Here is a 21,971-nt window from a genome sequence, read left to right as displayed (position 1 = left end):
AAATAATTACTAAAAAAGCTCAATTCACCACATTCCATGTGATGAACTAAGCCTCTTCTTAATAGTTAATTAAATAATTCCTAGTTCCTTTCCGGCTTTTTTTAAAGCATCTACTTCTTCTTTAAAATATTCAAAACCCTTCATTTCTCCTCCTTTTCAGTTGGCTAAGGTATTAAGAGTACCTTACCACACTGTCCCTTGATCATCAGTTCAAAACCCTTTTCAAAGTCACTTAGCGAAAAACGATGCGTAATCATCGGTGTGACATCAACTTTTCCACTCCCTAGCAGGCTCGAAACCTGCTGCCAGGTTGAGAACACTTTTCTTCCTGTTATTCCTTGGACAGTAAGACCCTTGAACACAATATCCTCCGTTATATTAAGCGTGACCGGTTGAGCTGGCAGGCTCAAAATTGATATCCTCCCGCCATTTGTAGCCATTTTAAACCCTTGATCGATGGCCGTAGGATTACCGCTCATTTCACAGACCACATCCACCCCATCCTTATCTGTGAGTCTTGCCGTGATTTCCAGAGGATTTTGCTTGATTGAATGAATTGTGTGCGAAGCCCCCATCTTTTTTGCCAGCTGAAGTCGATAATCATTAACATCAAGAGCGATAACTTTATCTGCACCTGCAGCCTTTGCTACAGCCACTGCCATAAGCCCAATTGGTCCGCAGCCAATGATCGCCACCGTTTTACCAAGCACTTCACCAGCAAGCACAGAATGGACGGCATTTCCCATCGGTTCTTGGATCGTAGCTATATCAAGTGGCATGTCAATCGGATTTTTCCAAAGATTCTTGGCTGGCAAAGCTACATATTCAGCAAAGCACCCTTGTGTATCGAGACCAATAATGTTTGTATTTTTACAAATGTGTAACTGTCCCGTTAAACATTGCCGGCATGTACCGCACACGATATGGGTTTCAGCGGAAACGTAATCACCAACTGAAACATTACTCACCTTCCCCCCTACCTCAATCACTTCTCCGGCAAATTCATGCCCAAATACATATGGTGGATTCACTCTTCCCTGCGACCATTTATCCCAGGTGAAAATGTGAATATCCGTCCCACAGATTGAAGCCATTTTGACTCGAATTAACACCTCATCTTCACGAATATCCGGAATGTCGACAGCTTGCAATTGTGCCCCATATCCTCGGTGATGTTTGACAACTGCTTTCATTTTCCCTTTCAACATATACACTCCCCCTGAAATAGGGCTACATTTTCCTGAATATATTAAAGGTATGAAAAACCGATTAAAAAAATACCAGTATTCCTAATGTACGGGCCATTTTACCTTTATTGACTAATCATAATCTTAGGGCTATCGTACATTTTCACTAATAAGGTCATGATCCCATAGCATCCTGTCCGCTCTTGAATAAGATATCTCGTACAACAAAAATAATTAAAGGAGTGACTTATATGTCATGTTCTGAAAATAATAATCGTCACCACCATGACAGGAATGAAGACGATTTCTGTCGTCGAGTGAGACGCTGTGATAGACGCGATCGTGACCGTGATCGTGATCGTGACCGTGATCGTGATCGTGACCGCGATCGTGACCGCGATTGTGATCGTCACCATCATCATCATCATCACAACAATGACCGTTGTTGTTGTAGAAGAAGGAATCGTTGCAATTTCTTCGGTTTCGGTGGCGGTTTCGGTTGCGGTTTTTAACCGTAACTTCGGCGGATGCCATAACGATTGTTAAGCTAAGCCAGTAATAAGCGTTCTAGCATGAAGCATAATTACTGGAGCGCTTAATTTTTCACAAAAAAGGTTCACCCCATCTATAGGGGTGAACCTTTTCACTTTTACATAAATTCTGCAACAAGTTTATCAAAATGAGCTTGATCTAGAGTTAGATCAGATTTATTTAACGCTTTTTCTGCATATCCTGGTACTAACTCCTGATAAGAAGGGCGTGAAGAATCTTGATAAATAATCCCTGTCACAAGGCTGTCATGCTTCATTAATGTTTGCATGGCCTGTTCTTTATTTGAAGAATCATATCCTTCAATCGTGTTTAATTTTGTTAAGTTTTGTTTGAACCAATCGTACGTATTAATCTTGTTATATGTTACGCATGGAGAGAAAACATTGATAAAGGAGAACCCTTTATGATTAATCCCTGCTTCAATGATAGCAGTCAAGTCTTTTAAGTCAGTCGAAAAGCTTTGTGCAACAAATGTAGCACCAGCCGATAACGCTAATTCCATTGGTGAAACAGCCTGCTCGATTGATCCTTCAGGAGTGGATTTTGTCTTAAATCCAACAGCTGATCGTGGAGAAGTCTGGCCTTTTGTCAAACCATAAATTTGGTTATCCATTACAATATACGTAATATCAATATTACGACGGATTGCATGAATAGTATGTCCCATCCCAATTGCAAAACCGTCTCCGTCTCCGCCTGAAGCTATTACAGTCAATTCACGGTTGGCCATTTTCACACCTTGGGCAATCGGTAGCGAGCGGCCATGAATTCCGTGGAAGCCATATGACTTGATGTAACCGGAAATACGTCCTGAACAGCCGATACCAGAAACAACAGCTAAGTTTTCCGGCTCCAATCCTACATTGGCTGCCGCACGCTGCATGGCAGCCTGAACGGAGAAATCTCCACAGCCAGGACACCAGTTAGGTTTAACATCATTACGAAACTCTTTAAACGTTGCCATATTCGAACATCTCCTTGCATTGTGTGTGAATTTCATGCGGGAGGAATGGGTTGCCATCATATTTTAGGATGCTTTTAATTTTATTAACATGTCCGACATTCATCTTGATAATATTAGCCAATTGTCCAGTCGCATTATTTTCGATTACTACTACTTTCTTAGCCGATTGTACTAAAGATAGAACTTCATCGGTTGGGAACGGATGAATCAAACGAATTTGCGCATGATTCACTTTTACCCCATCCGTTTCTAGTCTACCGATTGCTTCATCAATCGTACCACGGGTAGAGTTAAAACCAAGAATTAGTAAATCCGCTTCTTCATGCGGTGTGTTTTTGTATACAGGTGTATGGAAAGTGTTAGCTAAATTATTCAGCTTACGCATCCGTTTATCCATCTGCGCTTTTCGATTCACAGCCGTCTCAGAAGGTCTCCCTGTCTCATCATGTTCAACACCAGTAACATGGTGAATTCCATTTTTCATACCAGGAACAACACGAGGTGAAACGCCGTCTTCCGTTACTTTATAACGCTTGAAGTATGATTTATTTTCTGGTTCTTCAATTTCAAAATCTACCAATTTACCGCGTCTGATCTCTACTTTGCTGTAATCAAGCGGCTGAACCGTTTGTTTACCTAGCGATAGCTGTAAGTCGGATAAAATGATAACCGGACATTGATATTCCTCCGCGAGATTGAACGCTTCTGCCGTATCATAAAATGCTTCTTCAACAGTACTTGGGGCCATGACGATTTTTGGGATTTCACCGTGTGTACCATAAATCATGGCCATTAAATCAGATTGCTCTTGTTTCGTAGGAAGTCCAGTAGAAGGACCGCCACGTTGTGTATCAACAATGACAATAGGCGTCTCGGTAATACCCGCTAAGCCAATTGCCTCCATTTTTAAGGAAAGTCCTGGACCAGCAGAAGCTGTGATAGCACGAACACCACCGTAGTTTGCACCGATTGCCATTGTGGCTGCAGCTATTTCATCTTCTGTCTGAATGACAGTACCGCCCAATTGTGGAAGTTTTTTGATTAGATATTCCATAATTTCAGAGGCAGGAGTAATTGGGTATGCTGCCATGAAGCGACATCCACCTGCAACAGCTCCTAGAGCGATAGCATCGTTTCCGATCATGAATAAACGTTTCTGTCCGTCTGCTTTTTCTAGCTCCATTGCGCCAAGCTTTTCTCCAAGCAGTACTTCCATGGCTTTGTAGCCAGCAGTAATGGCATCCATATTCTTTTTAACGATTTCTTCGCCTTTACGACCGAAGATTTCATCAACAACATCGTTGAATACGGAAATTTCCATACCAAGTACAGCACATGTCGCACCGATAGCCACCATGTTTTTCATTAATGATGTGCCTAATTCTGCAGCGATTTCCGTAAATGGAACAATATATAATTCTGCCTTTGTATCTTCTGGGCAGACAGGTTTGAATTTTGCATCAGCGATTATGATGCCACCTTCATGTAATTCTTTATAATTGACGTCAATTGTTTCTTGGTCAAAAGCAACTAAGATGTCTAAATCATCAGAGATAGCACGAGTTTCGGTAGTACTTACACGAATTTTGTTATTCGTGTGTCCTCCCTTAATTCGGGATGAGAAATGACGGTAGCCATACAAGTAATAACCTAAGCGATTGAGGGCAATACAGAATATTTCTCCTGTACTTTCAATACCTTCACCTTGTTGTCCGCCAACTTTCCATGAAAGTTGATTGATCATGTCTTACACTCCTTTAGAACGTTCGTATATAAATGCATTTAACCGCACCTCTCGCCAGAACATTAGACTATGTATATAAATCGTTCTATTTAGGAAAGGTGTACTAAACGCTTTCAATTCTATCGGTTAAATCATTAAATTGCAACCTTTTTGCCTCCATTTTTTATATTTTCAGAATATTTATTCATATCTATATAGTCAGAATTAAATTTATCACCTTTTAACGTGGAAAATTCCGAGTGAAATTCTCAAAAAGGAGTCCTTTTACAAACCCAGAAGAATAAAGCCTGTTCAGCTCATTGATTAAGTTATGATAATCATTAAAGGATGCTAATTTGTCTACCATATGTTCTATTCCATCGAAGTCAGACCCAAACCCAATTTGTTTTTCCCCGCCCAAACTGCATATATGGTCTATATGGTTCAGGATATCTTTTATTGAAGCCGAATAACCACTGGATAGGAATTGTGGAACAAAGGTTACCCCTATCACACCATTTTTTTGTAAAAGGGCTTTTATCTGGCTGTCTTTTAAATTCCGCGGATGCGAACATAAATTATTAGCATTTGAATGGGATGCAATTGGAAAATCCGCTCTTTTTAATGTGTCCCAAAAACCAGCTTCAGATAAATGGGATAAATCACACCAAATCGATTGCTCGTTTAAAAGGGTCACAACCTCTGTTCCAAATCGTGTCAACCCACTTCCTCTTGTTTCTAATGCTCCATCAGCCACAAGGTTGGCATAATTCCATGTTAGCCCTACAGAAGAAACACCAAGATGAAGAAGTGTTTTTAGCTTCAATATATCATTTCCAATACAATCGCAGCCTTCCAATGTAAGCATAGCACCGATTTCTTTTTCCTTTAGATTATCGATGTCAGCCTTGCTCCGTATAAATTTCATTTCCGGTTCTGATAAAATCTTTTCATGAAAAATATCAACCATCGCTAAAGCTGACTGAAATCTCATATCTGGGTGGACTTTTTCTGGAATATAAATTGCAAAACATTGGACTTTTCCTCCTGCATCCAATAATCCCCGTTTTGTTATATGTAACTTATCACTGTCCAAAAAAGAAATATCTGGATCTATAAACATCTTCATTAACACATCACAATGCGCATCAAAAATCGCCAAAATAATCCTCCTCCCTTGCTTAACTTTCATAGCTAATATGATCTATTATAAAATGGCTAAGGTTTTTCGTCATTTGAATTTTAGTACAAAAAAGAACCTGCTCGCCAGCCGACAAACAGGGCACCCACATATGAAATTATCTTGGTTCAATGATTAGCTTAATCGCCGTTCTCTCTTCGCCATCAATAAGTATATCTGTAAAGGCAGGAATACAAATCAAGTCAACTCCACTAGGTGCGACAAACCCTCTTGCGATTGCTACTGCCTTGACGGCTTGATTTAACGCACCTGCACCGATTGCTTGAATTTCGGCTGCTCCTCTTTCTCTGAGCACTCCCGCTAGTGCGCCTGCTACAGAATTAGGATTAGATTTTGCTGAAACCTTTAATATTTCCATTCCTAGTCCTCCTTGTTTTCCCTGCCGATTATAACTTGGCTCAATAGTTATAACTCTTTCCACTGCTACTATATTCAGGAAGTAAAACTTGTATGACAAAGAAAACCGGGATTGTCCACCAATTCGATTTATTATTGAATAAAAAAATGGACAATCAGTCATTTGACTGTCTGTCCATTCAATTCATGTGTAAAGCGGATGATCTTCATTGATGAGTATTCGGTCTATCTTTTTAGCCATGCCCGTCTTATCATCAATATCTATGAGCACAGCACTTAATAGGGTACGCCCTTCTTTAGGCACTTCAAAACGAACAGGAAGGCTGGTCAAGAAGCGATGGATGACTGCCCCTCTCTCCATGCCGAGAATGCCATCATACGGGCCTGTCATACCTACATCTGATATATAAGCGGTCCCTTCGGGTAAAACCCGGTTATCGGCTGTCTGGACATGTGTGTGTGTACCTACAACGGCTGTCACTTTTCCATCTAAGAACCAACCCATCGCCTGCTTTTCACTTGTAGCCTCACCATGAAAATCGACAAAGATGATTGGTGTCCTTTTTTGAGCCTCCAACACGAGTTCTTCCGCTTTTTTGAACGGACAATCCAAATCAGGCATAAATGTCCTTGCTTGCAAATTGATGACCGCAATTTCCTGCTGGTTCAATTTAATAAATTTTATTCCTTCTCCGGGAGTTCCCTCTGGAAAATTCGCTGGACGGACGAGATATTTCGCTTCATCAATAAAATTGAAAATATCGCGATTATCCCATGTATGGTTCCCCATCGTTACTGCCTGTGCTCCCCACTGTAGAAAACTACGGTAAATCTTTTCCGTAATCCCCCTGCCACCTGCAGCATTTTCCCCATTAATAACCGTGATATGCGGTCTATACTTTTCTTTTAATTTCGGAAGGTATTCTTGGACCATATCACGGCCAGGAGACCCTACAACATCTCCAATAAATAGCAATTTCATAGTAAAACCCTTTCTAAATCCACATTTCTAATGATAAGAATATTCAATGTATGTATTGTAACATAATATGGAATTATAATTTTGTAAAAACACCCCATAATGGTTCTTTATAAGCAAAATGAAAACGAAGTGGTTTGCACCACTTCGTTTTCATTACCAAATATTATTTGGCATATTCTACTGCTCTTGTTTCACGGATAACCGTTACTTTTATATGACCTGGGTAATCGAGCTCTTCTTCAATCCTTTTCCGGATATCACGTGCGAGTCGATGTGCCGAAAGATCATCTATTTGTTCTGGTTTAACTAGAATCCGTACTTCACGTCCGGCTTGAATTGCAAATGATTTTTCCACTCCATCATAGGATTCGGAAATCTCTTCAAGTTTTTCGAGTCTTCTAATGTAATTTTCCAGCGTTTCACTTCTTGCACCTGGTCTTGCAGCTGATAACGCATCAGCGGCTGCCACAAGCACTGAAATAATGGAAGTTGGTTCTGTATCACCATGATGTGAAGCGATGCTGTTGATGACAGTTGGATGCTCTTTATACTTGGTTGCCAATTCCACGCCAATTTCAACGTGACTGCCTTCTACTTCATGATCAATTGCTTTCCCTATATCATGCAATAAACCTGCACGGCGGGCAAGAACTTCATCCTCACCAAGCTCAGCAGCAAGTAATCCTGAAAGCTGGGCCACTTCAATTGAATGCTTCAGCACGTTTTGACCGTAGCTGGTACGGAATTTCAAACGACCGAGTATTTTGATGAGATCTGGATGGAGCCCGTGAACACCAACTTCAAATGTTGTTTGTTCACCAATTTCACGAATATGTTCATCTACCTCACGTCTTGCTTTGTCAACCATTTCTTCAATACGTGCCGGGTGAATCCGACCGTCCTGAACTAGCTTTTCAAGAGCCAAGCGTGCCGTTTCCCGTCTGATTGGATCGAATCCAGATAAAATGACAGCTTCAGGAGTATCATCAATAATAAGGTCAATACCTGTTAGCGTTTCTAATGTCCGGATATTTCGGCCTTCACGTCCGATAATCCGGCCTTTCATTTCATCGTTTGGAAGATTTACTACAGAAACGGTGGTTTCTGCGACATGATCAGCCGCACAACGCTGAATGGCAAGAGAAAGAACTTCTTTTGCTTTTTTATCAGCTTCTTCTTTGGCACGGGTATCACTTTCTTTAATCATAAGCGCTACATCGTGAGCAAGCTCGTTTTCCATTCGGTCTATAATGATTGCTTTAGCTTCTTCACGAGTTAAGCCGGAAACACGTTCAAGCTCTGTTTGCTGCTTACGTACCATCTCGTCCACTTTGCTTTCCATCTCTTCAATATGCTGTTGTCTTTGGTTTAGAGAATCCTCTTTTTTCTCCAAAAGGCTTTCACGTTTGTCTAACGTTTCATCCTTCCGGTCAAGATTCTCTTCTCTTTGCAATAACCGATTTTCTTGTTTTTGTAATTCGCTTCTTCTTTCACGAGATTCTCGATCAGAATCAGAGCGAACTTTATGAATTTCATCTTTTGCTTCCAACAAGGCTTCTTTCTTAAGAGCATCCGCTTCACGTTTTGCATCCTCAAGGATTTGTTCTGCAGAGCCCTTTGCCCCTGCTATTTTACTCTCAAATTTTGATTTGTGAATAAAATAACCAACAACTGCACCGACGATTAGGCCAAGCAAAGTGAAGATGATTGTCATGGGTTCCATCGTTTCACCTCCCCTTGCTATGAACTTTTTACATAAAATGTTGAACTGTCGGCAAGTACATTGCACATAATTCAATATACAGCACTTAATTTTCAAAATTTTAGTTTGAAAAATTGTAAAATATACATATTAATTGTATAGTTGAGAATTTTTATTGTCAAGCGTTTGTCCCTTATGTATCAATGATTATTCAAGTTTTATTAATATCAATCGCTATTCTGTACAACATTATTATGGAAAAAGACTGTAAACCCGTTTTCACGACCGATAAATTCGCTGAAAATTTTGTACTTTTTTCATTTTACATGACTTCACAAGATATAGAAAAGACCTAAGCAAACAAGCTTAGGTCTTTTTCTATCATTAATCAAGTAATTCAAAATGTTCCTCTTCTGTCTCTTCTGGTAGTTCATGCTCTCCATCAAGGTTATAATGATCTCTGATTTTCTGTGAAATTTCCAGAGCAATATCCTGATTTTCTTTCAAGAACATTTTCGCATTTTCCCGTCCTTGTCCGACACGCTCTTCATTGTATGAATACCAAGAGCCGCTTTTAAGGACAATATCAAGATCTGCACCCATATCAATGATTTCACCTTCCTGAGAAATCCCTTGACCATACATAATGTCGACTTCTGCTTGACGGAATGGGGGAGCTACCTTATTTTTCACGATTTTAATTTTGGTTTTATTACCGACAATTTCATTACCTTGTTTCAATTGTTCAGCACGACGTACTTCAAGGCGAACAGTTGAATAGAATTTCAATGCACGGCCACCTGGAGTCGTTTCTGGATTTCCAAACATAACCCCGATTTTTTCACGGATTTGGTTAATGAATATAGCAATGGTATTTGATTTATTAATGGCACCAGACAGCTTTCTAAGCGCCTGTGACATCATCCGGGCTTGAAGACCCATATGGGAATCTCCCATTTCACCTTCGATTTCAGCTTTTGGAACAAGAGCCGCTACGGAGTCGATAACAATGATATCTACCGCGCCGCTTCGCACTAACGCCTCAGCAATCTCAAGTGCTTGTTCACCCGTATCAGGCTGAGAAAGCAGTAACTCATCAATATTCACACCAAGTTTTTCTGAATATGCTGGATCTAAAGCATGCTCAGCATCAATGAATGCAGCCGTACCTCCAGTCTTTTGTACTTCTGCAATTGCATGCAATGCAACAGTCGTTTTACCTGAGCTTTCAGGTCCGTATATCTCAATGACCCGGCCTCTTGGGTATCCGCCTACTCCCAATGCTACGTCCAATGCTAAAGAACCGCTTGAAATCGTTGAGATTCTTCGATCAGACTGTTCTCCAAGTTTCATAATAGAACCTTTACCAAATTGTTTTTCAATCTGTTTTAACGCCATATCTAAAGCCGCTTGACGATCACTCACTCAATTTCCTCCTCTATATTCAAATAATCGGCTGTCCGATTAAAGATGTTCTTACGTAAGCAATTAATTGAGAACAAGGTTTGTATCTTGTCTCAAAACCTATCTTTACTATATACTCTTTTTACTATTTTGCCAAGCAAAAAGTCGAACATTCATTCGTTTTTTTCTATTGAATTATTCTTTACAAAAAAGTATTTCTCCTGAATAAAATCATCATTTTCATTCAATAACGTCTTTGAAAAAGCATTTTTATAGAATTAACTGTTTTTTCTTTTCCCTTTTTTTACATGAAAGAAACTTCTTAAATCAAACAAAAACAGAGCCTTTAAAAAGCTCTGCTTCGTCTTTTATAAGTCCCTTAATAAATAATGACAGCCGTACTTCACGCTACGAACACGGTTTTGCGCCCTGCTTCCAGATAAATTCAACTCTTTAAAGTGAGTGTCTCCATCACGGTAAGAAATTCCAATGAAGACCGTACCTACTGGCTTGCCTTCTTGTTCATCAGGCCCTGCAACACCAGTAAAACTGATACCTACATCCGCATCGAACTTTTCCCTGGCATTAGAAGCCATTTCCATTGCACACTCACCACTGACTACGCCATTTTTCGAGATTGTCGCATCACTGATGCCCAAAACATTCGACTTCGCATCATTTGTATAACTGACAATACCACCCTTGAACACTTTTCCGGCGCCTGGTATCGTTGTAAGTTGCTCTTGAAACATACCGCCGGTCAAGCTTTCCGCTGCCGCTATTGAAAGCTTTCGGACCGTTAATTCTTTAACAAGTTCTTTTATGAGCGAAGTATTATCACTTCCATAATAAAACTTGCCGACCCTGTTTAAAATTTCTTTTTCCGCTTCTAAAATAAGCTCCTCACATTTTTCTTTAGAAGAGTCTTTAGCGGTAATCCTTAACGTTACTTCCCCTTCAGCAGCCAGTGGAGCGATTGTGGGATTCGTTTGATTGACAAGAAGATCTTCAATCACTGTTTCCAGTTCAGCTTCCCCTATCCCGTAAAACCGAAGAACCTTGGAGTCGATCCGTTCATGCTTTTCAAGTTTATTCATAATCGATTCATAACCATAGCTTAAAAACATTGGTTCCATTTCACTCGGAGGACCAGGAAGCAACATATACGTGATTCCGGATTTCGCCAAGATCATCCCCGGAGCCATGCCATGATCATTTGCCAAGACCTCGCTGCCTTCTAAGACGAGAGCCTGCTTTTTGTTGTTCTCCGTCATCGTCCGGCCGCGTTTTTCAAAGTATGCTTCAATGGATTGAAGTGCTTCATCATTAAAAACGAGTTTTTTTCCTATATGGCGAGCGATTGTTTCCTTCGTTAAATCATCTTTAGTAGGACCAAGTCCACCGGTAAATACAATCAAGTTAGCCCGGGATTCTGCGATTTCTATGGCTTGTTGTAATCGTCGGTCATTATCTCCGACGACAGTATGGTAAAAAACATTGACACCCATTTCGGCAAACTGTTGTGATAAAAATCTTCCATTTGTGTTATTAATTTGTCCCAAAAGAAGTTCAGAGCCTACTGCAATGATTTCTGCATCCATATTTTCAAAACCACCCATTCGTTTACTTAGAATTAACAAATACCTCTTTGTTTTTTATAAAATAATCCAAACCAGACCATATTGTAAAGATTAATGCAATCCATAAAGTGATATTAGCAAACGGCAGCGAAATGAGGGCAAATGGTAGGTTATGCAACAATAATGCTGAAATAGCTACTATTTGTGCCCATGTTTTGATTTTACCAAGCTGGTTCGCTGCAACTACTTCCCCTGTACCAGCTAATACCAATCGTAATCCAGTCACAGCAAATTCACGGCTAATGATAACGATAGCAATCCAAGACTGATCGTACATTAAATCTAGATCAACCAATACAATTAATGCAGCCGAAACCAGAAGTTTATCAGCCAATGGATCTAAAAATTTCCCTAAATCAGTAATCATATTATATTTTCTGGCAAAATGACCATCAATCCAATCCGTAGTAGAAGCGATAATAAAGAGAATAGCTCCCGCTAAATGCGCAACTGGTAATTTGTACTCTCCCCAGGTAAGCGTCCCCCATGAAAAAGGTACGAGCATGATGATTAAAAAAACTGGTATTAAACAGATTCTTGCTACTGTAATCTTATTAGGCAGATTCAAACTTTTAACCTCCAAAATTTACGCCTGCTTTTTGGGCAATGCGTTTTCAATCTAAATAATATGAGGCCTAAGGCCAAGATATTTCCTATGTATAATTTAACTCAAAACCCAATGTTATATGCCAGGCAAACCATTTTCAACCTTTGAAATATAAAGAGAAAAATAGTCATCTAAAGATGACTATTCGGCTTTCGTAAATTGTATCGTAACCAATTGCGTAGCCATTTCAGTCGGCGAAATAGAATACTCCAACTTCTCACCATTCACAAAAATTTCAGTTTCATACGCTCTACCTACATTAATGACAGCCTCTTTCTCATTAGTGAAATCAATTTCCTGGCTTTCGTTTTTATTAATTGTGCCCTGGAATAGTAATTTCCCTTCTCCGTTATTAATGCCAACCCACGGTGAGCCTTTAGAAGTCACCTTTAATTTAAAGGTATCTGTATTTTTCAATTCATACGTACTATTTTTACCGCTAGTGCTGACAACGGCAAGTTCCTGATCTGTCTTTTCATCTACAGCGTCATCTGCATCATCTTTTTTGTCAGATGTATCTTCTTTTTTTACATCTTGCTTTTTGTCTGCTTTTTCTTCTTCTTTATTAAACTCATCACTTTTATTGTATCCAACCGCTTCATTCTGTTTATCGTTCTTTTTATCGTCACTATCAGGCTTACTCATATTACTAGATACTAGCACCCAAATTAAAATAGCAACACCAATAACTAAAACGGCAACCAGGATTTTAGGTAACATTTCTACAACTTTGGAGTCCCCAGCAGGAATCGTTTTCCGGGATTGGACCCTCGAAAGTTGTTCAGGTAGTTCCTCACTATAAACTGAAGGCACTTCACTCTTGTACTGTTCAAAAATCTCTTCTGAATCCAGTCCGACCGCTTCACAATATTGCTTAATGAATGCCCGTACATAAAACTTTCCAGGCATCATACTGTAATTGCCCTCTTCAATTCCAATGAGGTAACGCTTTTGAATCTTCGTTAATTCTTGTAAATCTTCTAAGCTAAGCCCTTTGGCTTCCCTAGCTTCCTTTAATCGATTACCTAACTCAGTCAAATAAAACACCTGCCATTTTAAAAGTCAAAGGAACCAAATTCCGACCCTGAAAACTGGTCTTTTTGGTCGACAACTTCATATGTTATTTCTTCATCTGGATTGTTTCGCAATTCAATAATATAATCAAAGTCTTCGAGAGTATACTCCGTATTTTGTACAAAAACGTCAGGATGTTCGATGACTTTGACAGCATCAAGCCTCATGATTTCGCGGATTAGCTGCCAATGACGCTCATTTGCACGGCGAGTTGAAACAATCCCATCTAAAATAAACAAATTATCATTGTTATATTCATCTTCAATAAGCTGACTGCGAATAGTCTGCTTTAAAAGGGTGGATGACACAAATAACCATCTTTTATTAGCACATACACTCGAGGCTACGATAGATTCGGTTTTCCCTACGCGGGGCATGCCTCGAATCCCGATTAACTTATGACCTTCTTGTTTAAATAACTCGGCCAAGAAATCGACAAGCAACCCTAGTTCATCACGTACAAACCTGAACGTGTTTTTTTCATCAGCATCGCGCTGAATATAACGCCCATGCCTGACAGCAAGACGATCACGCAATTTAGGTTCCCTAAGCTTAATGACCTTTATCGTATCCATCGTATGGAGGATTGATTCGAATCTTTCTATATTCCGGCTATCTTCTGCCATTAGGAGTAAACCTCGCCTACCTTCATCGACACCGTTAATAGTGATGATATTGATGGATAGCATACCCAGCAGGGATGAAATATCCCCCAATAAACCTGGACGGTTGACTTGAATTTCATATTCAAAATACCATTCTTTTTTCTCCACGATAACACTCCTTAAGCCTAGAAGCTTTTACCCAACATTCGAGCAAAACTTATCCATCGTAAATTTCAAGGTCTGTAACCATTAATTATTATTGTCTAGCTTCTATAATATAGTATTTCGTGATAAGTTAAAAGGAAAAACCCTATAAAAGTGTTCATTTTTATATTAGAGGATAGATCAGGTAGTTATCTTCAAGCCAAAGGCCCTGTTATTTAAATAACAGGGCCTTTGGCTTGAAAATTTACTTTGTTCCATTGTTTCCTACTAACTTGACCATAACGCTTGCCATGGCATGTTTTTCATCATCGCTTGCAACCGACCAAAGGTCAGCAAGTACTTTCTCTTGATCGTTTTTAGGCTCAACCTGCTGAGAAAGGTAATCACCAATTTCGAAAGCTAAGTTGTTAACAGCACCTTCTGACAAACCTTGTTGTTCACCTTGATTTAATCTGTCGCCTAAGAAATTTTTCCATTGATCCCAATTGTCTAATACAGACATGAATGGTCACCCTTTCCTTCAAAATAGTACATAGATATTTTGTGAAGGAAACGAAGGAATTATACATGGTATTAAAAAAATCAGGTGTACCAGCCACCGTTTACTCCTAAGATTTGCCCAGTTATATAAGAGGCCTTGTCAGACAGTAAATAGAACACGGCCTCGGCTACTTCCTTCGAACTACCCATACGTCCCATAGGAATATCTCCTTTTATGATTTCCAAGTCTTCGGCACTGAAAGACTCAAGCATAGAAGTGGAAATCGCCCCGGGAGCAACTGCATTGACCCTAATTCCATTAAGGGATACTTCTTTGCTTAACGCCTTGATAAAAGCATTTTGACTGCCCTTGACCATTGAATATAGCACTTCACAAGATGCACCCGTCTGTCCCCAAATGGATGTGACGGCCACGATGGCAGCCTGTTCTTGATACATTAATTTTGGAAGTAGTTCCTTTGATAATTGGAAAGGACTCGTTACATGCAACTGAACCATTTCATTAACGATTTGCTCATCCATGTCGGATATGAGTCCATAATAGCTATTGCCACTGTTAAGAACGATGGCATGAAGGGCAAAAATATTTTGCGCCAGTTTCTTGTATCCGTCCGCCGCGGCTAAATCTGCTTGAATCGGAATAAGTTCAACCTGATATTGTTTAAGCTCTTCAATCAACTTCAGAATCGCTTCCTCGTTGCTGTTGTAATGTAGATAAAGTGAATAGTTCTCCTCGGCGAGCTTTAAAGCAATTTCCCTGCCTATTCCTCCACTAGCTCCCGTAATAAGGGCAAAACGCTTCCCCACATTTACGCCCCCTTTATATATTATTTTGGAAGTACCTGACAGACTGTCATCCGTTCATCGGATATAAATTCCTTGGCGACCTTCCCGATATCTTCAATCGTAAGTTTTTCCAATACCGATACCACATCAAACAAGTTCATATCATTGAAAGCATATCGGGTGAATTGATTCGCAATATATTCCGGTGAATTCAGAGAACGAAGGAAAGAACCGATTTTTTTCTTAATCGTCCTTTGCAGGCTTTCTTCACTCAAGCCGGTTCCAGATTTGGACTTTTGCAGAATTTCCAATAAAGACTCTGTTAGTTCTTCAGGTTTTGTACTATCCCCGCCAATTAATGCAAACCCAAAACCTTGTTCCTGTGTATAGTCATAAGAGAAGCTTTGATCAATCAAACCCTTCTCGTACATTGTTTCGTGCAGAGGAGAACTTTTGCCGAACAACATTTCTAAATAAATATTGGTCGCCAACTCCCTTTTCAATAGTTGTACACCGGATTGATAAACATCGGTAGCCTTGATTCCCACCATCACTTTCGGTGTCTGAACATTCATTTTTAATATTTCCTTATCTTTAGCAACCGTTTCCGGCTCCGCCTCAAATTTACGCTCTACTTCCGGCTGTTCCTGATATTCTTTATTATTTTGATTATCCCGAATCAACTTCATGGTACTTTCAGCATCAACCGGGCCTACAACGAATAACAGCATGTTGCTTGGATGATAAAACGTATTATAACATTCGTAAAGCATGTCTTTCGTAATACCAGCAATAGATTCCACCGTACCGGCAATATCAATTTTCACAGGATGTTGATGATACATGTTTGCAATCGTCCCGAAATATAATCGCCAATCAGAATTATCATCATACATATTAATTTCCTGCCCAATGATTCCTTTTTCCTTCTCTACAGTCTTTTCCGAAAAATAAGGGTCCTGAACAAAGTCGATCAACGTCGTTAAATTCCTTTCAAAGTCGGAAGTGCTTGAGAATAGATAAGCTGTCCGGGTAAACGAAGTGAAGGCATTTGCAGATGCTCCCTGCTTTGAGAATTGCTGAAAAACATCACCATCTTCTTTTTCAAAAAGCTTATGTTCTAGAAAATGTGCAATTCCATCAGGCACCTTCGTGAATTCCTTTTGATTCAATGGTTTAAAATGATTGTCGACTGAACCATACTTCGTTGTAAACGTCGCGAAGGATTTATTGAACTCTTTTTTCGGGAGAATATATACTTCAAGGCCATTCTCCAATTTTTCATGGAAAAGCTCTTCTTTCAATTGACTAAATACTATTTTCTCCATTACCCTTGCACCTCCGCTTCTGTTAGGAAATAGATCGTATCAAGCTGAATTTTTTGACCAACGGCGACGATTTCTTCCTTAGTCGTCTGCTCTGTTTTTGCAAACCATTCGTCGAGTGAGATATCATGGCCGGAAACCACATTATGATATAAAATTTCGACCAGACCTCTTGAAACGTCAATGGTTTCAAGAAGCTGATTTTTAATGACCGCTTTTGTCTGTGCCAGTTCTTCTTCAGAAAAATTCCCTTGCTTCATTTCATTCATTTGTTCATTAATAATATCTAGTGCTTGCTTATAGTTGGCATTTTCAATACCTGCCATAACCATTAGAAGGCCTTTATGGCTTTCGAGCCTAGAGGCTGCGTAATAGGCAAGGCTAGCTTTCTCCCGGACATTGATGAAAAGCTTTGAATGTGAAAAGCCACCAAAAATCCCATTGAATAGTTGTAGTGCATAATAATCCGAATCACCATACGCGACATAGGTTCGATAACCTATATTCAATTTTCCTTGTTTCACGTCAGAATTCTCAATGATTTCTTTTTCCTTACCTACTTCTTTACCTGTATTCCTCTGCAGCCTTGCCGGCACACGATCTGGAAGGAGGGAGACATAGTTGTCAGCTAAGACTTCAACTTCTGCTTCGTCGATATCTCCGATCACATATAAATCAATTTCATCCTCAGTTAATACTTTTTTATAATAGGTAAAAAGGGACTCAGGGGTAATCGTCTCCAAGTCTTGTAGATTCCCGCTCGCTTCTAGAGCATATGGTTCGTTTTTGCACATTTCTTCAACAAGACGTGTAGCAGAATACCGCATTTTATCATCGGAAATTGATTGAATCCGCTGTTTTAATGACCGAATTTCATTAGAGACCGTTTTGTGGTCAAAGGCTTCACCATTTTTCTTTGGATGAAATATCACTTCGGATAGCAACATAAAAGCCTTTTCAAGAAGCGGCGTCGGGTCACTTAGAAATTTTTCATTGACGATATCGATTGTAAAGCTTAGGATTTGGTATTCTCCTTTTTTAGCGACATCGACATAAAACCCTGCTCCATAAAGATCATCAAGATAAGATCGAAGCTCGGGTGTTGTAGGATATTTACTTGTATTGCTTTGTAGCACATATGGCAGTAATGCACGATATGTAACGTTCTCTTTTGTCAATGGTGCTTTCATTTTCAGAACGAGAGTATTCGTTTTATATTTATCCGTGCGGACCACGTGAAGCCTGTAGCCGCTTTTTTCCGTAATTGTATCGGAAGCAATAGACATGAATAATCCTCCTCAATATATAATTCAACTTTATTAGCTTATTGTTTGTAGATAGGTAACCTTTTAAACATCTACTTAAAATATACATGCGAAAGGAAAAATCATGCAAGTTACAGCTATTTTTTTTATTTCAACAAGGACTCCACATATTGCTTAAATCTTTCCTCTCTTTCACAAGGAAAAACCGGTCAGCACATAAAGCGGACCGGTTAATAACTTATCTTTTCCCTTTAATATATGGCTGGCCAGAAGCTTTTGGAGCATCAGCGCGGCCAATGAAGCCTGTTAATGCTATGATTGTTAGTACATAAGGCGCGATTAATAGGTAAACGGATGGGATGTCCTTGAAGAAAGGAAGGCTCGATCCTACAATGCTTAAACTCTGGGCTAATCCAAAGAATAGCGCTGCCCCCATCGCACCGATTGGATGCCATTTACCGAATATCATAGCGGCAATGGCCATAAATCCTTGACCATTAATTGTCGCATGATTAAATTCATTCGAAAAAATAGTAGCATAAATCGCACCGCCGATTCCACCAAATGCACCAGATAGCAGAACCGCTGCATAGCGGATTTTCGTAACATTGACACCCATCGTATCAGCAGCCATAGGATGCTCCCCTACTGCACGAATCCTTAAACCAAATGGGGTTTTATAAAGTACATACCATACGACAAAAGATATCAAAATGGCTATATAGACAATATAATATCCATTTGAAAAAAAGATAGGACCTATAAATGGAATATCACTTAATAAAGGAACATCAATCCTTGGGAATGTTTCTGTAATTCGATCTGTTTGGCCTTTGTCATAAATCAGCTTCACTAAAAACATAGTGAGGCCTACAGCCAATAAGTTGATTGCAACTCCACTTACCGTTTGATCAGCTCTAAAAGTTATACACGCCACAGCATGAAGAACTGAGAATAACAATCCAGCAATCATTGCCGCTAAAACAGCCAGCCATGGAGTCCATTCCCCGAAAACATCTGCAAACATTAAGTTAAAAACAATTCCTGTAAAGGCACCAATGACCATTAATCCTTCTAAACCAATGTTTATGACACCTGCTCGTTCAGAAAACACTCCTCCGAGTGAAGTGAATATAAGTGGAGCAGCTAGAGCAATCATAGATGGAATAATAATTTGTAATACTTGGTAAAAATCCACTTATTTCACCCCTTTCTTAAATCGAGCGGCAATCCAACGAATAAAATAACTGGATGCGACGAAGAAAATAATTAATGCTATGACAATATCCACAATTTCACTTGGTATGCCAGTTTCGAGCGGCATATTTAAGGCCCCTGCCTTCAGACCGCCAAATAATAAAGCAGCAAGAACTACTCCAATAGCCGTATTTGCTCCTAGTAAGGCTACTGCAATCCCATCAAAGCCCATACCTGTAAATCCACCTTTGACCGCAGCATAACCGAAGGTTCCTAAGCCTTCCATGGCACCAGCAAGGCCTGCAAATGCACCAGAAATAACCATGGAAAGAATGATGTTTTTATTAACGCTCATCCCTGCATACTCTGATGCGTGCTGATTGAATCCTACCGCTTTCAGTTCAAATCCCGTTTTTGTTCTTTCGAGAATGAACCACATGATGATTACACAAATAATGGCTACGACTATTCCCCAATGCATGCGGGAAAAATCCGTAATGCTCTCAAAGAAAGGAGACCGTAGTGATGCTGTATCAGCAATTCTTTCAGTTTTATCAAGCTTGTCTGTCATTACATTCCGAATTAAATAATTCGTTACATATAAAGCTGTATAGTTCAGCATAATAGAAACGATTACTTCGTGTACTCGAAACTTAGCTTTTAAATATCCCGGAATAAATGCCCACAAAGCACCTGCAGCTGCTCCCGCTAAGATCGCTAATGGCAAATGGATAATTCTTGGAAGATCAAAGGCAATCCCTACCCATACTGCGGCCAGCCAACCAACAATTAATTGCCCTTCGACTCCGATATTGAACAGACCAGTACGAAAAGCAAAGGCTACCGCCAAACCAGCGAGGATATAAGGAATAATTGTCCTGACGGATTCTCCTACATAATACGAATCTCCAACAATTCCACCAATCATGGAGCCATACCCTGCAATTGGATCATAGCCACTTACTAACATGATGATAGCCCCAACAATTAAGCCAAGGATAACCGCTATCACTGGACTTGTTAATTTAGAAAAATACTTAGACATTTTGTTTTCCACCTGCTTCCATACGCTTGCTGCCAGCCATAAGAAGACCAAGCTCCTGTTCAGTCGTTTCTTTAGGATTGACAATGGCGACGATTTCTCCTTCATAAATAACGGCAATTTTATCGCTCACATTCATGATTTCTTCTAATTCAAATGAAATGAGGAGTACCGCTTTTCCTGCATCACGCTGTTCAATCAGGCGTTTATGAATAAATTCAATCGCCCCAACATCGAGTCCGCGAGTTGGCTGCGCGGCAATCAATAGATCTGGGTTCCTATCAACTTCCCTTCCTATGATTGCCTTTTGCTGATTCCCGCCAGAAAGGGCCCTAGCTGGCGTAAATTCACTTGGAGTCCGAACATCGTAACTTTTAATCAATGAACGCGCTTTTTCAAAGATTCTCTTTGAATTCAAGATACCAGCTTTTGAATAGGGCTTTTGATAATATGTTTGCAAGACGATATTTTCTCCAATGCTATAATCGAGAACCAAGCCATGCTTATGCCTGTCTTCTGGAATATGACCCACGCCTGATTCAGTAATTTTGCGCGGCTTTAGATTCCTAATTTCTTTCCCATTTAATTTTATGGACCCTGCTGTCGTCTTCCTTAGGCCTGCTAATGCTTCAATTAATTCCGATTGACCATTGCCATCTACACCGGCAATCCCGACAATCTCCCCTGCACGAACCGTTAATTCCAAGTTCCGGACAGCTGAAACTCCCCGTGAATCCTTGACTTCTAGTCCGCTAACATCAAGAACAACATCAGAGGGGGAGGCTGCCGTTTTTTCCGTTTTAAATAGAACTTCCCGACCAACCATTAAGCTGGCCAATTCGTTAGGATTCGTTTCATTGACATTCACTGTCCCAATCCCCTGCCCCTTCCGGATGACAGTTACCCGATCACAAACCTCCATAATTTCCTTAAGTTTGTGAGTAATCAAAATGATTGATTTCCCCTCTTTGATCAAAGCCTTCATTATAAAAATCAGTTCCTTAATCTCTTGAGGAGTCAACACAGCTGTTGGCTCATCGAAAATCAGTATCTCTGCACCACGGTATAGCGTTTTTAGAATTTCGACACGCTGCTGCATCCCTATTGAAATATCTGCAATTTTTGCATAAGGGTCGACACGAAGCTGATATTGTTCTGATAGTTTCCTAACTTCCTCACTCGCTTCTTTTAAGTCGATTTTACCTCCTTTGGAAGGTTCTTTTCCTAAAATTATATTTTCTGTTACTGTAAAAGGGTCAACAAGCATAAAATGCTGATGCACCATCCCAATCCCTAATTCATTGGCAATGTTCGGACTGGTAATCTTGACTGGCTTGCCATTTACACGGATTTCTCCCTGCTCTGGCTGGTATAGGCCGAATAAAACATTCATCAATGTAGATTTACCCGCACCATTTTCACCTAATAATGCGTGAATCTCCCCTTTTTTCACTTGAAGGGTTACGTTATCATTAGCGACGATGCCTGGGAATTCCTTTCGGATATTGAGCATCTCAATTACATATTCCACGTATTATCAACTCCTAAAATGAGTGTAAATGATTCTTAATTAGAAAATTGCTGATCCTTACCAATTTGGTTTTCTTGAAAAAACCAAATGAAAAACTACGATTCTATCATAGTTTTTCATTCGATATTTTACAGTCTCCAGGAACTATATGTAGAAAAGAA

At 39.8% G+C, this 21,971-nt stretch carries 20 protein-coding genes; 1 reads left to right on the top strand and 19 read right to left on the bottom strand.

Annotation, left to right across the window (positions count from 1 at the left end):
• Positions 1 to 164: 164 nt before the first annotated feature.
• Positions 165 to 1,205, bottom strand: a complete 1,041-nt coding sequence (tdh, locus tag NST21_RS09445; RefSeq protein WP_340892484.1) for an L-threonine 3-dehydrogenase — start codon at positions 1,203 to 1,205, stop codon at positions 165 to 167.
• A 309-nt stretch (positions 1,206 to 1,514) separates the two neighbouring features.
• Between tdh and NST21_RS09440 the strand changes: the two genes are divergently transcribed.
• Positions 1,515 to 1,733, top strand: coding sequence for a hypothetical protein (locus tag NST21_RS09440; protein ID WP_340888800.1), 219 nt, complete (start codon positions 1,515 to 1,517; stop codon positions 1,731 to 1,733).
• A 103-nt stretch (positions 1,734 to 1,836) separates the two neighbouring features.
• Here the strand turns inward: NST21_RS09440 and NST21_RS09435 are convergent, their stop codons facing one another.
• From NST21_RS09435 to NST21_RS09350, 18 genes are all read right to left on the bottom strand, one after another.
• Positions 1,837 to 2,703 carry a 2-oxoacid:ferredoxin oxidoreductase subunit beta gene (locus NST21_RS09435; protein ID WP_056526905.1) on the bottom strand — a complete coding sequence of 289 codons (867 nt, stop codon included), beginning with the start codon at positions 2,701 to 2,703 and terminating at the stop codon, positions 1,837 to 1,839.
• Positions 2,690 to 4,447 carry a 2-oxoacid:acceptor oxidoreductase subunit alpha gene (locus NST21_RS09430; protein WP_056526902.1) on the bottom strand — a complete coding sequence of 586 codons (1,758 nt, stop codon included), beginning with the start codon at positions 4,445 to 4,447 and terminating at the stop codon, positions 2,690 to 2,692. The genes NST21_RS09435 and NST21_RS09430 overlap by 14 nt, the downstream gene beginning before the upstream one ends.
• 220 nt (positions 4,448 to 4,667) lie before the next feature.
• Positions 4,668 to 5,588 (bottom strand): dipeptidase, encoded by a 921-nt coding sequence (locus NST21_RS09425; RefSeq protein WP_340888798.1) that lies wholly within the window; start codon positions 5,586 to 5,588, stop codon positions 4,668 to 4,670.
• 136 nt (positions 5,589 to 5,724) lie between these two features.
• Positions 5,725 to 5,985: a stage V sporulation protein SpoVS gene (gene spoVS / locus NST21_RS09420; RefSeq protein ID WP_029281188.1), complete on the bottom strand. Its 261-nt coding sequence runs from the start codon at positions 5,983 to 5,985 to the stop codon at positions 5,725 to 5,727.
• Positions 5,986 to 6,168: 183 nt separating this feature from the next.
• Entirely contained in the window at positions 6,169 to 6,966 is a 798-nt protein-coding gene (locus NST21_RS09415) for a TIGR00282 family metallophosphoesterase (RefSeq protein ID WP_201181374.1), read from the bottom strand.
• A gap of 163 nt (positions 6,967 to 7,129) precedes the next feature.
• Positions 7,130 to 8,689, bottom strand: a complete 1,560-nt coding sequence (gene rny, locus NST21_RS09410; protein ID WP_056526893.1) for a ribonuclease Y — start codon at positions 8,687 to 8,689, stop codon at positions 7,130 to 7,132.
• Between the two features lie 363 nt (positions 8,690 to 9,052).
• Positions 9,053 to 10,093, bottom strand: coding sequence for a recombinase RecA (recA, locus tag NST21_RS09405; protein ID WP_053345392.1), 1,041 nt, complete (start codon positions 10,091 to 10,093; stop codon positions 9,053 to 9,055).
• A 347-nt stretch (positions 10,094 to 10,440) separates the two neighbouring features.
• Positions 10,441 to 11,673 carry a competence/damage-inducible protein A gene (locus NST21_RS09400; protein WP_340888795.1) on the bottom strand — a complete coding sequence of 411 codons (1,233 nt, stop codon included), beginning with the start codon at positions 11,671 to 11,673 and terminating at the stop codon, positions 10,441 to 10,443.
• Between the two features lie 22 nt (positions 11,674 to 11,695).
• On the bottom strand, positions 11,696 to 12,280 hold the full coding sequence (pgsA, locus tag NST21_RS09395) for a CDP-diacylglycerol--glycerol-3-phosphate 3-phosphatidyltransferase (protein ID WP_053345391.1): 585 nt from the start codon (positions 12,278 to 12,280) through the stop codon (positions 11,696 to 11,698).
• A 180-nt stretch (positions 12,281 to 12,460) separates the two neighbouring features.
• Entirely contained in the window at positions 12,461 to 13,366 is a 906-nt protein-coding gene (locus tag NST21_RS09390; RefSeq protein WP_340888794.1) for a helix-turn-helix domain-containing protein, read from the bottom strand.
• An 8-nt stretch (positions 13,367 to 13,374) separates the two neighbouring features.
• Positions 13,375 to 14,166: a DUF3388 domain-containing protein gene (locus NST21_RS09385; RefSeq protein ID WP_201181378.1), complete on the bottom strand. Its 792-nt coding sequence runs from the start codon at positions 14,164 to 14,166 to the stop codon at positions 13,375 to 13,377.
• A gap of 241 nt (positions 14,167 to 14,407) precedes the next feature.
• On the bottom strand, positions 14,408 to 14,665 hold the full coding sequence (locus tag NST21_RS09380) for a DUF3243 domain-containing protein (RefSeq protein ID WP_340888792.1): 258 nt from the start codon (positions 14,663 to 14,665) through the stop codon (positions 14,408 to 14,410).
• Between the two features lie 80 nt (positions 14,666 to 14,745).
• Positions 14,746 to 15,471, bottom strand: coding sequence for an elongation factor P 5-aminopentanone reductase (ymfI, locus tag NST21_RS09375; RefSeq protein WP_201181380.1), 726 nt, complete (start codon positions 15,469 to 15,471; stop codon positions 14,746 to 14,748).
• Between the two features lie 20 nt (positions 15,472 to 15,491).
• The gene (yfmH, locus tag NST21_RS09370; RefSeq protein ID WP_053345386.1) at positions 15,492 to 16,778 is read right to left on the bottom strand and encodes an EF-P 5-aminopentanol modification-associated protein YfmH; all 1,287 of its coding nucleotides are present in this window, start codon (positions 16,776 to 16,778) and stop codon (positions 15,492 to 15,494) included.
• A complete protein-coding gene (gene yfmF / locus NST21_RS09365) occupies positions 16,778 to 18,061 on the bottom strand; it encodes an EF-P 5-aminopentanol modification-associated protein YfmF (RefSeq protein WP_340888791.1) in 1,284 nt (427 codons plus the stop codon). The genes yfmH and yfmF overlap by 1 nt, the downstream gene beginning before the upstream one ends.
• Positions 18,062 to 18,278: 217 nt before the next feature.
• A complete protein-coding gene (locus NST21_RS09360) occupies positions 18,279 to 19,238 on the bottom strand; it encodes an ABC transporter permease (RefSeq protein ID WP_252430744.1) in 960 nt (319 codons plus the stop codon).
• On the bottom strand, positions 19,239 to 20,282 hold the full coding sequence (locus tag NST21_RS09355; protein WP_056526880.1) for an ABC transporter permease: 1,044 nt from the start codon (positions 20,280 to 20,282) through the stop codon (positions 19,239 to 19,241).
• Complete coding sequence (locus NST21_RS09350) at positions 20,275 to 21,810, bottom strand: ABC transporter ATP-binding protein (RefSeq protein WP_340888789.1); 1,536 nt, start codon at positions 21,808 to 21,810, stop codon at positions 20,275 to 20,277. Before NST21_RS09350 ends, NST21_RS09355 begins: the two co-directional genes overlap by 8 nt.
• Positions 21,811 to 21,971 lie beyond the last annotated feature (161 nt).

The organism is Peribacillus sp. FSL K6-1552 (genome assembly GCF_038005205.1).
Classification (GTDB): domain Bacteria; phylum Bacillota; class Bacilli; order Bacillales; family DSM-1321; genus Peribacillus; species Peribacillus butanolivorans.
The sequence above is the reverse complement of the archived record's forward strand: the minus strand, read 5'-3'. Positions and strand labels throughout refer to the sequence as shown.

Bases quoted from the DNA above. Each gene is read 5' to 3' on its own strand.
- NST21_RS09415 (WP_201181374.1), bottom strand. From the start codon at position 6,966: ATGAAATTGCTATTTATTGGAGATGTTGTAGGGTCTCCTGGCCGTGAT.
- rny (WP_056526893.1), bottom strand. From the start codon at position 8,689: ATGGAACCCATGACAATCATCTTCACTTTGCTTGGCCTAATCGTCGGT.
- yfmF (WP_340888791.1), bottom strand. From the start codon at position 18,061: ATGTCTATTGCTTCCGATACAATTACGGAAAAAAGCGGCTACAGGCTT.
- NST21_RS09400 (WP_340888795.1), bottom strand. From the start codon at position 11,673: ATGGATGCAGAAATCATTGCAGTAGGCTCTGAACTTCTTTTGGGACAA.
- NST21_RS09380 (WP_340888792.1), bottom strand. From the start codon at position 14,665: ATGTCTGTATTAGACAATTGGGATCAATGGAAAAATTTCTTAGGCGAC.
- yfmH (WP_053345386.1), bottom strand. From the start codon at position 16,778: ATGGAGAAAATAGTATTTAGTCAATTGAAAGAAGAGCTTTTCCATGAA.
- spoVS (WP_029281188.1), bottom strand. From the start codon at position 5,985: ATGGAAATATTAAAGGTTTCAGCAAAATCTAATCCTAATTCTGTAGCA.
- NST21_RS09355 (WP_056526880.1), bottom strand. From the start codon at position 20,282: ATGTCTAAGTATTTTTCTAAATTAACAAGTCCAGTGATAGCGGTTATC.
- NST21_RS09430 (WP_056526902.1), bottom strand. From the start codon at position 4,447: ATGATCAATCAACTTTCATGGAAAGTTGGCGGACAACAAGGTGAAGGT.
- NST21_RS09435 (WP_056526905.1), bottom strand. From the start codon at position 2,703: ATGGCAACGTTTAAAGAGTTTCGTAATGATGTTAAACCTAACTGGTGT.